This is a genomic window from Pseudomonadota bacterium (assembly GCA_018823285.1).
In the GTDB taxonomy this organism is placed as follows: domain Bacteria; phylum Desulfobacterota; class Desulfobulbia; order Desulfobulbales; family JAGXFP01; genus JAHJIQ01.
Genome location: JAHJIQ010000066.1, coordinates 1 through 14,998, shown reverse-complemented (window position 1 = coordinate 14,998; position 14,998 = coordinate 1). Strand labels below are relative to the sequence as shown.

Sequence of the window (14,998 nt, the reverse complement as noted above, 5' to 3'; positions counted from 1 at the left end):
TCAAACATCATAAACCTCTGACTGCCGCACCACACGCCATCTTCGAGACTGCGAGGGGAACCTTTTTTCTGGAAGAATAGCCATCGACTACCCGCATTCTAAAATGCAAACAATTCCCTCAAGTCCTTGAAATATTGCGATGCACAGATCACGATAACTCTTTCCCCCTCCTGGATATGGGTGTCTCCTACTGCCGCCGACCACTTATCCTCACGGAATACACTGCCAATGATAATTTTTCCGGCAATCACCGGTTGAAGCTGCGACAAAGGCTTGCGGGTAATGAGGGAGCCGGGAGGTGCAACCAGGTCGATCACCTCTGCGTCAAAACCGTGCAGATGTGAGACTGAAAGCAGTTCACTCCGTCTGATATAGGTGAGGATTTCGTTACCGGCAAGGATTTTTTTGTTCAGGGCGATATCAGAGCCGCTGGTCGTGGCAAGGACCTGATAATCCTCTTTGTTGACCAGGGATATTGTTTTTCGATCGGTTTTCAACTGTTTATTCTCATCCTGTTCGCTCATCAGGTGCTTGGCCATCAGGCAGCTCATGATGTTGGTCTCATTCTCGCCGGTGGCAGCGATAAAGGTATCCATATTCAGCAAGCCGGCCGCCAGCAGCACTTCTTTGTCGGAGCCGTCACCAAGCAGAACCTCTGTCTCCGGCAACTCAGCGGACAGCTTTTCGGCCAGCTCTTCATCTCTTTCGATCAGCCTGACCTGCATCGTTTTACCCAGCTGTTCAGCAACCAGGCTGCCCACCATACCGCCGCCCAGGATCATCACCCGGTAGCGACGCTGTTGCTTGACACCGGTTAATTCCATCAACATCTTCAGGTCTTCGCGACCCGCCATGAAAAGTACCTGGTCCTGGGGCAGAATATTATCCCGGCCACCAGGGATGATGGTCTTGATCCCGCGGCCGATGGCCACAACCCGGAATGGGAATTCATTATATGTCTGGGCGATTTCAATCAGACTCTTATTGGCCATTGGAGATTCGGCACTGATCCGGGTGGCCATCACCTGCACCTGGCCCATGGCAACGTCGATGACCTCATTGCCGGCCGTTCGCTTGATCAAGCGAACGATTTCCTGGACGACCAGTTCCTCAGGGTTGATGAACAGGTCGATCTTCAGATCCTCACCGCTCAACAGGGAGTCTTCCTTGCCGAACTCCTGGTGACGTATCCGGCAGATCTTCTGCGGGATGCCGAACTTGTCAGCGATCTGCGCTCCCATCATATTGAGCGCATCTTTGTTGGTCACCGCAATCATGTAATCCATTTTCTCGGCATTGGCCTCTCGCCAGTGTTCGATGGAGAGTGCCGAACCGGTTATGAATCGCGCATCCAGATTGGCGTCCGCATAACTGACGAGTTTGCTGTCCGGTTCTATGGCAGTAACCGAGTAGCCCTCATGCTGCAACCGCTTGGCAAGATAAAAGCCCATGCCGCCCAGGCCAAGGATAAGAATATTTTCCTGTTGTGATGTTGCTTTTTTTCCAAACATGGCGAAGTATCTTCCGTTTAAAATCGTTAAATCGGGTCTATTTCTTCCAGAATGAGGGATAGAAAACAACCAGAGCCGAGAACATCTCCAGACGCCCGACCAGCATATTCCAGGCCAGAAACCATTTTCCTGTATCCGAGATAAAGGCGTAGTTCTCTGACGGCCCTACGTCTCCGAAGCCGGGACCGATGTTCATCAGGGAAGCAATCACCGAACTCATGGCAGTGACATAATCCATGGAGTCTACCAGAACCATGAAACAGCCGCCAAGCAGCACCATGAATATATTGACGATAAAATAACAGATTGCCAGATCAATGATTGACCGCTCCACCGGTCGTTCATTAAGCCGGATCGAGACTACCGCCATGGGTTGAAAAAACAACTTGCGAATCGAGGCATACATGTACTTGCAGATGATCACATAATGGACCACCTTAATCCCGCTGGTGGTCGACCCGGCACAGGCACCGATAAAGCATACCGCGTAGAGAAACATCTGGGAGGCCTGGGGCCATAGTTCATAGTCGGCGGTGCCAAAGCCCGTGGTGGTCAATAAAGACATCACCTGAAACGTCCCGTAGCGCAGCGAATCCATAGCACCATAGGTATTGTTCTGCCATAAAATGAACGAGACCATCCCGCAGAAAAACAGGATAAAACCTAGATACCAGCGAAACTCGGTATTTATCCTGATCGCATGCCAGTCGCCTTGCATCATCTGGTAGAAGAGGATAAAGGCCATGCCGCCGAGAAACATGAACAGGGTAATAATCCAGTCGAAATAGGCGCTGTTATAATGGCCGATGCTTAAGTTTTTGGGCGAGTAGCCCGATGTGGAGACCGTACCGAAAGCGGTACACATGGCATCGAACATCGGCATGTCGCCCAGCCAAAGCAGGATGATCTCCAGGATATTAAGCCCCAGATAGATCAGCCAGAGCATGATCATGGTGTCTTTGTTCCGGGCCTTGAATTTTTCCTTGGTGATCACCTGTCCCGGACTCGACTCGGCCCGAAACAGACGCATACCGCCCATTCCTTTGGGCAGGAAAATGACCGTAAGGGTCAGAAAGCCCATACCACCCAGCAGGTGGGTCTCGCTCCGCCAGAACAAAAGGCCGTGCGGAAGCGATTCAATATCGGTAAGGATGGTGGCGCCGGTAGTGGTATAACCGGACATCATTTCAAAGAAGGCGTCGGTAAAAGAAGGGATTGCCCCGTGGATCATGAAGGGCAGTCCGGATAAGGCAGAAACCAGAAACCAGCCGAAGACAGCGATAAAAATACCGTCTTTTATATTCAGCTCTTCATCGCTTCGGCAATACTTCCAGCTGGGCAAGCCGAGACCAACGGTGATCAACGCCGAGCAGATAATAGGCAACAGATCCGCTTCATTGTAATAAACGGAGCAGATCGCCGGCAAAAACATGGAACTGCCGGTAACTATTAATAGAAGCCCCAGGACATGTGCGATTGAAATAAAATGCATAGGAATTTGGAGTGACGGTATGCGCAGCCGGATCAGGGTTCGTTCAGTAAACCTGACAGTGGGTGCTGCCAGCTGTAACTACTTTGCTGGAATTAATTTTTTCTCCCGTTGAGTGACTCACCTCATACTCTTGCGAAAAAAACACGAAACTGAAGAGTGTTTTTTAGCACGATTTACGTAATGGTATTCAACGCCCCTTACATCCCTCAGGCATGCATAGACTCCGAGGGGGTTCTGATTAGTGTGCTGTTCAATAAATATTGCCGGCAAAGATCTTATAGCCTATTTAAATCGCTCTTAAAGTGATGGAAAGTCAAATTGCCCGCATCACCAACAGCCATCTTTTGCAATAAAATCAGCATATTACCATCAACACCCCACCTCCGTTCTTTCAGCCCGTTAAACTTCAGGCTGCACCTTTTCCCAACTGATTACTGCCCATTTCGGGGTATGTGCTCTTTTGAGCTGCCAGCTTCCATCTTCAAGACGGGTCAATCTGCTTTCGATAAATGCATCAAAGGCGGCCTGCTCTTCGGGATTGATCTCTTCCAGCATCCAGAGGCATGAATCAACAGCCTCTTCTCGGCTGAGATAGGTTTTCGAAAATTCGGCATCCATAAAATCGATTCCCGCATAAATCCCGAGCCGGTGCAGAATATTGACCGTGTAAATATAATCCGGGCCGGGAGAAAAAGCACGACCAACCGCCCGGAACACATCCGGGTCAAAAGGCCCGGAACCCACCCGATCGGTGATCACGACCCTGCGCAAGGCCCAGCGGTCGATCTTTTTCAGAGCCCCTTCCAGATCATCCACCGACATCGATCTTGAAGCAACGGCAATATCATGGGGCGGAATGCCGAGTGCCTGCCAGTCATCCTCCCAGGCGGCGTGATGAACAACGATATTATCAATTCCCTGTGCAGCAGCTTCCCTCTGCAGCTCCTCCAGCATCTTCTCGGAAAAATCGAGGGCCGTGACCCGTTTCGCCCGTCTCGCCAGCGGCAGAGCGAGGGTGCCCGGCCCAGCCCCTATGTCGAGGACCGTTTCTTCAGGGCCGGGGTCAATATAATCGACGAGCCTTTCACTGTACGAACTGCCACGATTCCGGCGGGCAAAAGAGGCGGCCTTTTTGTCCCAATCCGCTCGCCCTTTTCCTTTATTGCTACGACTGTTGCGGCACTCCCGCCACAGAGTGTTCCAGTCGATTGAGTCAATCCCGATCACCCCCGGTTCATCCCTTGTAGAGCGGCTGCAGCCGGTTCAGGACAATCGTCACTTCCTTGTCGTCGGAGGTCATCTTCCTCGCCATGGCGCCGATCGCAAAATGCTCGGAGGCCAACTCAAGAAATGGTTTCAGGCTTTTCCGACGGCTGTCATGGGCCAGATAGATCGTCCCGCCATCTTCAAGATTATTGCGCATGATTTGCAGCAGCGGCGCAAAAAAATCCTCCCGGAACAAAATCTCCGCTCCGATAATGGTCTTAAATTTCGTTTTCATCTTCGGCTTCAACCAGTCCAGTTTGACATAGGAAACCCCGGTCAAACCATTTGCCGCACCGCTGACCCTCTGAAAATCGAGGATCTGGGGCTCATAATCACTCAAAGTCACTTTGTGACCAGCCATGGCTGCCGCCAGACCTGGCGCGCCGAGTCCGGCGCCAAGCTCAAGCAGGGTGCTCCCCTGCTCAACCGGCATCGCGGCCATAGTGTCGGCCAGGACCATCGCCGATTCCCACAGTTTTACCCAGAAGGGGAAATTCGATACATCGGCAAAGGGATCTTTGCCGGCCAGCAATGGTTCGATGTCCGAAACCTGCAGGATTTTGAGCTCCCGGTCACGAAAACGCAAGGTATCGAACTCGGTCTTATATTTCCTCCTCAGGCGCCGCAGAATTTCCGCCGCCTTGTCTGGGAGTTTTGTCGTATCCATACTATGTTCTCCTCTGGAATTGATTGAAGCGCCCCGCAGCCGAAATACCGCTTTCGTGCTGCAGAAAATTCGCCCCACGTTGCATGTTCAGATCATCCGGATGCCGGGTTCAGGAAAATACCCCATATTTTTTTGTTTCGGGAAAATGGTTTTTTCGGGAGCTCAGAAGACTGTCTACCCTAGAAATACAGCCAGATAAACAATCCCGGCAAGAACCAGCCGATAATAGGCGAAGAGATCAAAACTTCTGGTTCTGATGAATTTAAGCAGCCAGGCGATACAGAGATACCCGGAAACAGCCGAAGCCAGAAACCCGGCGAGATAGAAGGCAAACTGTCCCGACTCGCCGCCCTTGCTGATGATCTCAGGTATCTTGTACACCCCGGCGCCGAAAATGATCGGGGCAGACAACAGAAAGGAGAACCTTGCCGCCGTCTCACGACTGAAACCAATGAACAGTCCGGCGGTCATGGTTATGCCGCTTCTGGAAACACCGGGAACAATGGCCAGGGCCTGAAAAAGACCAACGATCAGCGCATCGGAAAGTCGAAGACTCTGCATATCCTTCACCCTGGAGCCGGCTCTCTCCGCCCAGAGCAGAAACAGGCCGACCCCGCCCAGCGCCGTTGCCACATAGAGCGGTTGGCGGAGACCTTCTTCAGCCATATGCCCGAGAAAAAGCCCGGCCAGAACCCCGGGAACCGTCCCGATACAGATGTACAGAGCGAGCCTGCGATACAATGGACCATCGTCTGTTCCACCTCGATGCAAAAGGGCTCCGGCCATCAACAGGAAATCCTTGCGGAAATATATCAGGATCGCAAGCAATGTCCCGAGGTGGAGGGCGACATCAAAGGAAAGCCCTGCCTCTTCGAGACCGAGAAAATGCTCGGCCAGCGCCAGATGTCCGGAACTTGAAATCGGCAGAAACTCCGTTGCCCCCTGCAGGATTCCAAGAAGTATCGCATAAAATAGGTTCATGGGCTGGCACTATACGTAAGAGAGGGTATAAAGTAAACAAAAACCTGTAGTTACGCTCTGTTAAGCGATGGCGGGTTCCCGGAACAAATTTCAGTTCTGATAATGACTTTACAACGTTTACCGGGTAGTTTGAATCAATTGGTCAGAAATGCATAGAACTTCAGTTTATTGGCAGGATCACCCCAAGGTCTCACATGGAAAATATCAATATTATCAACGCATTACTTGTATTTGTGGTTTTTTTTGGTCTGCTCGGGACCCTCTTCCCCGCCCTGCCCGGCACGGCCATCATTCTGGCCGCGGCCGTGCTCCATGGTCTCGCGAGCAATTTTGCCCCGCTGGACTGGAAATTCCTGTTTATCCTCACCTTGGTCTTCCTGATCGGTTACGGCGGCCAGTATGCCATCACCGCCGCCGGCAGCAAAAAAATGGGAGCCTCCCGCTACGGGATCATCGGGGCGTGCCTTGGCATGTTCGCGGGCCTCGTCCTGCCCATTCCGGGTGGCATCTTTGCCGGCACCTTTATCGGAGCGATCGCCTTTGAAATCATCTTTGACTACAAGGAACTCCAGGAAGCATTGAAAGCCGGGGTCGGCGCCCTGATCGGCACCCTGCTCTCTCTGTTCTTTGAATTTATGGTCGGCCTGCTGATGGCGGTGCTGATCTTTTACCGCCTCTACAGATAAAGCTGAGTCGAGTAGCTCGCCTGCTCGTACGAAACTTATACCTCAAGGGGGTACTGAAGTGAGTACCCGAAGGGTGAAAGGGTGCTGCAGGACAAAAAAAAGCTGCCTGGCATTACGCCAGGCAGCTGACAAATCCACAATTGAAACTCCCCGCAGCAAGCTGCGGGGAATGCGTTTCGCTATGCATGTTCAAGCGTTGCTTCTTAGCAACCCTCAACAGCCTTTTTCACGGCAGATTTCACTTTGACCTTCATGCCTTCTTTCAGGCCTTTCGTATCCTTGCACTCAAGGGTAACGGTATTGCCGTCGATAGCTTTTACTTCACAGGTAGCGCTTTTGGCGGCAAGGCTGACGCCTGCCACACCAACGGTAAATGCCATAGCCAGAACCAGAGTCATAATCTTTTTACTCATTTTCTCTCTCCTTTATGAAAATTAAAAGAATGAAACACCAAGTTCAGAGTGAAAAAAGTTAAATCAGATTAGAAAACCTGTCAAGAAAAACTGTACTGATTGCCGGTTGGAAATCAATCCAGCAGCCGCTCAATATCCTTGGCAAGTATGTTTTCAGAGACATACCCGTCATACCGTTTCACCAGATTCCCCTCCCGGTCCACCAGAAAAGAAACGGGAATTCCGACCACCCCGCCAAAACTTTTGGCGATCTTTGCATCACCAATCACTATCGGGTAATTGATCTGCAGCTTGTCGACAAATTTCTGCACCAGTCTTTTCCCGCCCTGATCAAGAGAGATGCCAATCACCGAAAATTCCTTTCTCTGGTATTTTTTATGAAGTTCCATCAGGAACGGGATCTCTTTCCGGCAGGGCGGACACCAGGTGGCCCAGAAATTAATCAGCAGGATCTTGCCGCGCAGGGCGGTTGAATCAACAACCTGATCTCCGGCTACGGTTTTCAGGGAAAACTCCGGCATCTTCTTGGCCGCGTCAGCGTTCCCCACATGGCAAAGCAGACCGGCACAGAGAAGAAAGCCGGCAAAGATGATTGAGACGGACCTGGATATCTTCAATGGCGCATACCTTTGTGAATATTTTTCTCGGGAGCACGTCTTAAAAAAATGTGCCTTTTTTTTCCTGAACCGCAGCTAAAGATACAGGTTTTGCGGAAAGGAACAAAGGATTTTCTCTGCCTCACCGCACTCCTCAGCACATCTTCCCGGTCATTCCGCCGATTGAAAACCAGATCCATGTCCGGGCGTAAATTACGCGACCACCTCTCCCCGCACGCTGATCACCGTTTCGCTGACCGGGATATCCCGACCGGACCGTTTGAGGGCCTCGGCAATGATCCCCCGCATCTGCGAACAGCAGGGAACTTCCATGATCAGCATCTTGATCGATTTGATCCCTGCGGTCTCAAAAACCTCCTGGAACTTGTTGACGTAGCCTTCAACATCATCGAACTTGGGGCAGCCCATCATGATCGCCCGGCCCTCGAGAAAATCCTTGTGAAAATCCGGGTAGGCCACCGGCGTACAATCGGCCGCAACCAGGAGATCGGCATTCTTCAGAAAAGGCGCCGAAGGAGGAACGAGCCTGATCTGGACCGGCCAATGGCCCAGCGCCGAAGCGCCCCCTCCGGTGGAAACCGGCGCATTGGCAGCCTTGCAGGGGGAAGATTGCCGGAAACTCTGCAACCCGGCGGAAGGACACCCTCCCATCGGCGGCGGTGCAGCCTTGACCGGCTGCTCCTTTTTCTTCTGCCGGCGCAGAAGTTCCTCGACCGCTTCTTCGTCGAAATCATCGGCCTCTCTTTCGATAATTCGTAATGCCCCCTGCGGACAATTCCCCAGGCAGGCGCCAAGACCGTCGCAATACTTCTCGCCGAGCATTTTCGCCTTGCCGTCTACAATCACCAGCGCTGCTTCCGCGCATGAAGGAACACATTCCCCGCAGCCATTGCAGAGCTCTTCATCAATCTCGATTATCTTCCGCAAAACTTTCATCGACCACCTCCGGTCCGACATTTTTCTGTCTGTGAAATGTTCGGGAAATCCCCGTAAATTCCGCTTAGATGCTCATTTGCCCAGAACCGCCCGTGCCACTTCCGCCCCTTCAGCGGTAAGGAAAGAACCTCTCAATATCTTTTCCAGATGCGCAGGATCGGCCGGCGACTCCTTGCCCTTCTCTTCCAGATTGACGATCAGATCGGCATCGTAGAGGACCTTGAAGTTCAGGGTCTCCTCATCCCGGGGGGTGTGGTGGTGCCCCACGATATCGCAGATCTCTTCAATAAGCCCCTCGTTGGCGCCAAGCCCCTCTAGGATCTGCCGGGCCACCGGCGGGCCTTCCTGATGCTGGTATTTTGCCGAGGAACTATTGTATTTCAGCTCCGCTTCCTTGATCCCGATATCATGCAGATACCCGGCAATCCCGGCAACCGCCGGATTGTAGGAAGCGCAGGCTCCCTCCCCGCCGCAGTTCTCCATGACTTTTGCGCCGATCCGCTCCACATAGCGGGCCACTTTGCCGGCGTGGCCGATCCGCCTGAAGTCCCCGTCGAAATACTTCTTCATCTCGATCGCGACCCGTTCTTTCAGGAGATCCTGTTTGCCTGCCAGTAACTCGGGGGGCAGCTCACCCAGGCATTGTTCGGCGTAGGGGCAATAGGAGGCGCAGCCGAAGTCCGTCTGCGGATTCAGCATCTTGTGCCCGCAGTTGCCGCATTTACGCGTACTGTCGTCCTTGAAAAATTCGATGGTCGCCCCGCACTTGGTACAGGCCGCCTCAAATACCGCCGCCCCGTCCCAATACCGGCTGTCCTGCCCTGGACATTTCATTGTTCAGCCTCCTCTTCCTGTTTCACCAAAGCGCCTGGAGCATTTCCCAATCATAAGGATTTGCTCCAGGCACTGCAAGTATTTGCCTCAGGCCGCCTGGTTTTCCTTGTATCCTTCACCGAGGATGGTCTTCAGGTCCTGATCCGGGGTCGAGATCGGTTTCACGGCGAAATTTTCAACCAGAACCTTCAGCACGTTCGGGGTGATAAAGGCCGGCAGACTCGGTCCAAGCCGGATGTCCTGAATACCCAGATGGAACAGGGTGAGAAGAATCGCCACCGCCTTCTGCTCATACCAGGAGAGAATCATCGACAGCGGCAGATCGTTCACGCCGCAGTCAAAGGCCCCGGCCAGCGCCACCGCGATCTGGATCGCCGAATAGGCGTCGTTGCACTGACCGACATCGAGCAGCCGGGGGATCCCGCCGATCTCGCCAAGGTTCTTGTCGAAGAAACGGAACTTCCCGCAGGCGAGAGTCAAAACCATGCAGTCCGCGGGGACCTTCTCGACCAGTTCGGTGTAGTAATCCCGACCGGGTTTGGCGCCGTCACACCCGCCCACCAGAAAGAAATGGCGGATATCCTTGTTTTTGACCGCCGCGATCACCTTGTCGGCCACCGACAGTACGGTGTTCCTGGCAAAACCGACCATGACCGACCCCTTCTCGGTATCCTCGGAGAAACCACCCATGGAGAGGGCCTTCTCGATCACCGGGGTAAAATCCTTGTCGCTTCCCACATGATTCACGCCGGGCCAGGCGACGAGGCCGGTGGTAAAGATGTTGTCGCGGTATGACCCCTTCGGTTTCTGGATACAGTTGGTGGTCATCACAATCGCGCCGGGAAACTCGGGAAATTCCTTGCCCTGATTCTGCCAGGCGGTCCCGTAATGACCATGCAGGTGCTTGTATTTCTTGAGCCCGGGATAGCCATGGGTGGGCAGCATCTCGCCGTGGGTATAGACGTTGATCCCCTTGCCCTCGCTCTGCTTCAAAATCTCCTCCAGGTCCTTCAGGTCATGACCGGACACCAGGATCGCCTTGCCCTTTTTGGCGCCAAGGGGGACTGAAGTCGGCACCGGATGACCGTAGGTCCCGGTATTTCCCGCATCGAGAAGCTCCATCGCCCGCAGGTTCACCTCCCCGCATTTGAGCGCTGCCGCGACACAGTCACCGGCAGAGAGATTTTCCTGCAGGGTGGCGGCCAGCGCCTCATGGATGAAGGCATAGATCGCGTCATCCTCCCGGCCGAGAATCCTGGCATGATCCGCATACGCCGCAACTCCCTTCAACCCGCCGAGCAGAATACTCTTCAACGACTTGATATCCTCATGGTCATCGGCCACGCCGGTCACCACCACACCGTTGCCCTGGGCAATTAAACCTGCAAGGTCCGCCGCCGGGGTGAAGGTGGCAGCCGCCTGGGCAAAATCGGTTTTCCCGCCGGCCTTGGCAACCTTGTCGGAAAGCTCGTTCCGCAACTCCACAGTTTTTCCAATCAATCCCGCCAGCCGCTCGGCATCAAAATTCACATTGGTGAGGGTGGAAAACACCGCCTCGCAGGTAAAAAGACCGGTATCCGCATCGGCGACACCAACCTTGCGGCCCTCCACCGCAAATAAAGACAACCCCTGCAGCGCATGGATCAGCAGATCCTGCAGGGCGGAAATATCCGCATCCTTGCCGCACACTCCGATTTTGGTACACCCGCCCTTCGCCGCTTGTTCACACTGGTTACAGAACATTTCACAATCCTCCTGAAAAAAATTAAATAAAAATTAACACGATGCAAATTTTTAAGCCGTTAACCAAAACACGGTTTGACAACTGATTTTTCAACAGGATAGCGGAAGGAGAGATTTGTGACGTTGACTTAGGTCAAAGGAGGGATTTTTTTAAGTGAGACTTCGAGCAGCGTCGAGACAGGTTTTGCTTTGCATGTTCATAAAAACACCGTTGTCGGAGACCAGAATTCAACCATGTATTCATGTGGTTTGGAGTACAATGGCCGCTATTCAGTTCCTCTGCCCGCCGTGCCTGGAGCCGCTGCTGATCACTACTGTGGATCCGGCCATCAGCAAGTAGTAGCCGATCCCGATGATCAGCATCCCGGGCAGGAAAACCAGATCACCAACCACATTGGGGAATTGAAACATGTCGCTCAGTTTCGTCGGCAAACCGACAACAATCAGAAACAGGACCGCCAGGAGAAGGAGGCCGGTTGTCACGCCTTGCCGACAACCCTGCCCCCGGTCGTTTACTTCCGTCCGCCCAAGCACCAACCCCAGCAGATGGCTGAAAATCACCAGCCAGACCCATTGTCCGAAGTAGAAAAGCCCGATCACCACAATACCCAACCCCAGCGGGAGGAGACCGTTACGAAACGCGTCCTTTCGGCTGGCCGGCAGGGTCCTGAAGAGAGCGCCCAGTCCCAGCCCGGCCAGGAGCCCGACGATTTCGTACAGGGGCCAGTAAAGCAGCCCGAATCCGAAGAAGACCAGAAAATCGAAGGGCACCTGGATGCCGTAAAGGACAAAGGCGAAGGTCGCGGCCATTACCAGAGGACCGGTCGCCTCCAGGATATCACGGGGGGTGACCCGGAAGAGGATGTCGGTAAGTCGATTGCCGGAAGATCTTGGGTTGCCGGTTTCCATTTCAGCCCTGATAAGCGGTGGATTCCCGATCAGGTCGGGAATGTCGTTTGAAACCCTTGCACGTGGATTACGGCCCGGGCCGGGAAGGCCTTATCCCTGAATCCGTGAGCAATATCTTTGCATGCAATTACAGCCACTTGAGACGGAAGATGCATAAACCGTCACGGATTCAGGTTATCGGCATGGTTGCCATCGACCCTCACTTTTCACCTTGCGGGTATAAGTCTCGATGTCTCGCAAGCTCGCTTTCGCCCAGAGGGCATAAGTTTCGTACGAGCAGACCAGCTGCTCAACTCAGCTTTTCACCCTTCGGGCATAAGTTTCGTACGAGCAGACCAGCTGCTCAACTCAGCTTTATTTCTGCCAGAACACGATCCTGCCTTCCAGCGATCCCGCCGCCAGGGTCGAACCGCGCCGGTCCAGGGCCAGAACCAGGAGTGACCCGGATTTACCCGGATAGATCCCTGCCGGCTTGCCGCTTGCGGTCTCCCACCGATATACCGAGCCGTCCTGGCAGGAGGCGAACAGATATTCTCCCCCGGGGCTGAAGACCACCGCAAAGGCCGACTGGGGCAGGTCGAAAGTATGGACCTGGCTGGCGACCAGCTTTTCAGCGGTGAACCGCCAGGTGGTGACGTGGCCGTCGATATGGCTGGTGGCCAGTTGCCCGCCGTCGCGGCTGAAGGCGAGGTCCCAGGTGCCGAGCTTCGGAGCGACCCCCTGGATCCGGTAGGTGCGTCTGGAACCGAAACCTTCCAGGGCCAGGATGTCCCAGAAGGCCAACCGGTCGGTAGAATCGGCCGCCGCGAAGATCGCCTTGCCCGGAGCGAAGGCCACCGCCCGGTAGTCTTCGGTCCCCAGGTAGGACTGGTGCCTGCGTCGCTTCTCGGCGTTCCAGACGGTCACCGCCTCATTTCGCGAAGCGATGGCGTAGAAGCGGCCGTCGGAGTTGATTGCCAGACGTCCGTAGTCCCCCGCGGAGCCCCAATGCGACCGGGGGTTGCCAAACCCGTTCTTTCCCAGGGCGATCCGCTTGATCCCCCCGGTGATTTTCAAGGCCTCGATAGTCTTCCCGTCCGGGCTGATCGCCAGATCGCTGATCTTGATGCCCAGTTCAATCCGATCCACCTCCTCTCTCTTCCGCAGATCCCAGAGACGCACGGTTTTGTCATCATACCCTGCCGAGACCAGATAGCGGTCCGAGCCGGGCAGGAAGACAATCTCAGCCACTCTTCCCGTGTGGCCCGGCAGTTCATAGCGGTGGCCCAGGTCGGCAGGAGAAGCGTCACCGGTGGCGCCCCCGACCATGGGGGGCCAGGAGAACAAGCAGTACAGTAAAGTCAAGCCTGTCACCCGGACCTGGTTTTTAGCCATTTGCTGAATTTTGAGTTTGATTATTCTCGTTCGGAGAAGAGGCATGGAATCGGAATCGTTCGCACAGAAAGCTGAAATCCGTAATTCATTTCTCTTCCGGGCAGATGGAACGCATGTCGGCCAGCTGCTCTTCCGGCATCTTCCCGCCCAGGCTGAGCGCGGTCCGAATGTGCTCCCAGGCCTTTGCGCCGTTCAGCTGCCCGCAGTAGTAATGGGCGAGATTGATATGGGCGTCCTTGTTGTTCGGGTCAATCGCCAGCGCCTTCATGTACATCTCATACCCTTCCTCCTCGTGTCCGGCCAGGGTCAGGGTGAAGCCGAGGTTGACAAACGCCTCGACCATCGGCGGATCGGAAAGCTCTATGGTCTTGCGGAAGAACTTGATCGCCTCGCCCGGCTGGTTTCTGGCGCTGTACACATGGGCCTTGCCGTAATAGGCCGGGGCGAATGCCGGGTCCATAATGATGGCCTGATTGAAACGACCCAGGGCCTCATCAAGATCATTGTCCCGGAAAAAACCCCACCCTTTTTCGACCTCTTCCTGCGCATACTTGGTCACTTCTTTGGCCCCGGCAAGGAGAGGCAGGAGAAGAACGAAGCCCGCTACCAGCATAAAGCTGAGTTGAGCAGCTCGCCTGCTCGTACCGATAAGCGAGCCTGCGAGACATCGAGACTTATACCCGCAGGGTGAAAGTGCTGCTCTGATTTTGTTATTCATTTTCCAGTTCCATCTTTTTCGCAAAGTTTTCGGTAACACTCTCGACAGATCCGGGATCCTGCACCGGCAAAAAACCCGGATTGCTCCCACCCGCCAAACCGAGTGACGTCAATACTCGATCTTGTTCTCCATAGTATCCCAGATCGCGAAGGCGGCAAGCGCTTTTTCCCGCATCATCTGGGTCATCTCAAGGTTGCGGTCGCCGATCGGCTTGATGATTTCATTGTAGATATACTCGTCGCCAAAGCCGACTTCGGCGGCATCCTTCCTCTCCGCCGCATAATAGAGCTGCCTGATTCCCGCCCAGTAGATTGCCGCAAGACACATCGGACACGGCTCACAGCTCACATAAATCCGGCAGTCGCCGAGCCAGAAATTGTTCAGCTCCCGGCATGCCTCCCGGATTGCCACGATCTCGGCGTGGGCGGTGGGATCATTGGTGGAAGTGACCCGGTTCCAGCCCCGGGCGATGATCCTGCCGTTACGGACAATGACCGCCCCGAAAGGCCCTCCTTCCATTTCCTGCATTTTTTCCACGGAGAGCCGGATGGCCTCCGCCATGAATTCCTCATCCATCTGCAAAATTCTCCCAAAGAAAAAAAGCCGCCTCCCTCTCCGGAAACAGCACTTCAGACGATAAAAACACTTTGCCTGCGAGAAACCGACACGTTATTGCACCCAGCGGGTATTAAGTCTCGATGTCTCGCAAGCTCGCTTTCGCCCAGGGGGCATAAGTTTCGTATAAGCAGGCACGCTGCTTAACTTAACTAATCGGTACGAGCAGGCGAGCTGCTCGACTTAAGCTTTTCACCCTGCGGGTATAAGTTTCGTACGAGCAGGCGAGCTGCTCG

Annotated in this window: 15 protein-coding genes; 1 reads left to right on the top strand and 14 read right to left on the bottom strand. The window is 54.1% G+C overall.

Annotation, left to right across the window (positions count from 1 at the left end; all coding sequences use genetic code 11):
- Positions 1–98: 98 nt before the first annotated feature.
- The 5 genes from trkA to uppP form a co-directional block, all read right to left on the bottom strand.
- On the bottom strand, positions 99–1,511 hold the full coding sequence (gene trkA, locus KKG35_14820) for a Trk system potassium transporter TrkA (GenBank protein MBU1739402.1): 1,413 nt from the start codon (positions 1,509–1,511) through the stop codon (positions 99–101).
- Positions 1,512–1,548: 37 nt separating this feature from the next.
- A complete protein-coding gene (locus KKG35_14815) occupies positions 1,549–3,003 on the bottom strand; it encodes a TrkH family potassium uptake protein (GenBank protein ID MBU1739401.1) in 1,455 nt (484 codons plus the stop codon).
- 399 nt (positions 3,004–3,402) lie between these two features.
- Positions 3,403–4,227, bottom strand: a complete 825-nt coding sequence (locus KKG35_14810; GenBank protein ID MBU1739400.1) for a class I SAM-dependent methyltransferase — start codon at positions 4,225–4,227, stop codon at positions 3,403–3,405.
- 10 nt (positions 4,228–4,237) lie between these two features.
- On the bottom strand, positions 4,238–4,936 hold the full coding sequence (locus KKG35_14805; GenBank protein ID MBU1739399.1) for a methyltransferase: 699 nt from the start codon (positions 4,934–4,936) through the stop codon (positions 4,238–4,240).
- Between the two features lie 174 nt (positions 4,937–5,110).
- Positions 5,111–5,917: an undecaprenyl-diphosphatase UppP gene (gene uppP / locus KKG35_14800; GenBank protein ID MBU1739398.1), complete on the bottom strand. Its 807-nt coding sequence runs from the start codon at positions 5,915–5,917 to the stop codon at positions 5,111–5,113.
- A gap of 194 nt (positions 5,918–6,111) precedes the next feature.
- On the opposite strand from uppP, the gene KKG35_14795 reads away from it, so the two are divergent.
- A complete protein-coding gene (locus tag KKG35_14795) occupies positions 6,112–6,603 on the top strand; it encodes a DUF456 domain-containing protein (protein ID MBU1739397.1) in 492 nt (163 codons plus the stop codon).
- Positions 6,604–6,806: 203 nt separating this feature from the next.
- On the opposite strand, the gene KKG35_14790 is transcribed toward KKG35_14795, so the two are convergent.
- The 9 genes from KKG35_14790 to KKG35_14750 all read right to left on the bottom strand — a co-directional run bounded on the left by KKG35_14790 (position 6,807) and on the right by KKG35_14750 (position 14,723).
- Positions 6,807–7,016 carry a hypothetical protein gene (locus tag KKG35_14790; protein ID MBU1739396.1) on the bottom strand — a complete coding sequence of 70 codons (210 nt, stop codon included), beginning with the start codon at positions 7,014–7,016 and terminating at the stop codon, positions 6,807–6,809.
- 113 nt (positions 7,017–7,129) lie between these two features.
- On the bottom strand, positions 7,130–7,633 hold the full coding sequence (locus KKG35_14785; protein ID MBU1739395.1) for a TlpA family protein disulfide reductase: 504 nt from the start codon (positions 7,631–7,633) through the stop codon (positions 7,130–7,132).
- Positions 7,634–7,825: 192 nt separating this feature from the next.
- Positions 7,826–8,569 carry a 4Fe-4S binding protein gene (locus tag KKG35_14780; GenBank protein ID MBU1739394.1) on the bottom strand — a complete coding sequence of 248 codons (744 nt, stop codon included), beginning with the start codon at positions 8,567–8,569 and terminating at the stop codon, positions 7,826–7,828.
- 72 nt (positions 8,570–8,641) lie between these two features.
- The gene (locus KKG35_14775; GenBank protein ID MBU1739393.1) at positions 8,642–9,403 is read right to left on the bottom strand and encodes an HD domain-containing protein; all 762 of its coding nucleotides are present in this window, start codon (positions 9,401–9,403) and stop codon (positions 8,642–8,644) included.
- Between the two features lie 87 nt (positions 9,404–9,490).
- Positions 9,491–11,146, bottom strand: a complete 1,656-nt coding sequence (gene hcp, locus KKG35_14770) for a hydroxylamine reductase (GenBank protein MBU1739392.1) — start codon at positions 11,144–11,146, stop codon at positions 9,491–9,493.
- Between the two features lie 270 nt (positions 11,147–11,416).
- On the bottom strand, positions 11,417–12,055 hold the full coding sequence (locus KKG35_14765; GenBank protein ID MBU1739391.1) for a hypothetical protein: 639 nt from the start codon (positions 12,053–12,055) through the stop codon (positions 11,417–11,419).
- 354 nt (positions 12,056–12,409) lie between these two features.
- Positions 12,410–13,429: a hypothetical protein gene (locus tag KKG35_14760; GenBank protein MBU1739390.1), complete on the bottom strand. Its 1,020-nt coding sequence runs from the start codon at positions 13,427–13,429 to the stop codon at positions 12,410–12,412.
- 85 nt (positions 13,430–13,514) lie between these two features.
- The gene (locus KKG35_14755; protein MBU1739389.1) at positions 13,515–14,147 is read right to left on the bottom strand and encodes a tetratricopeptide repeat protein; all 633 of its coding nucleotides are present in this window, start codon (positions 14,145–14,147) and stop codon (positions 13,515–13,517) included.
- Between the two features lie 108 nt (positions 14,148–14,255).
- A complete protein-coding gene (locus tag KKG35_14750; GenBank protein ID MBU1739388.1) occupies positions 14,256–14,723 on the bottom strand; it encodes a nucleoside deaminase in 468 nt (155 codons plus the stop codon).
- Positions 14,724–14,998: the final 275 nt, after the last annotated feature.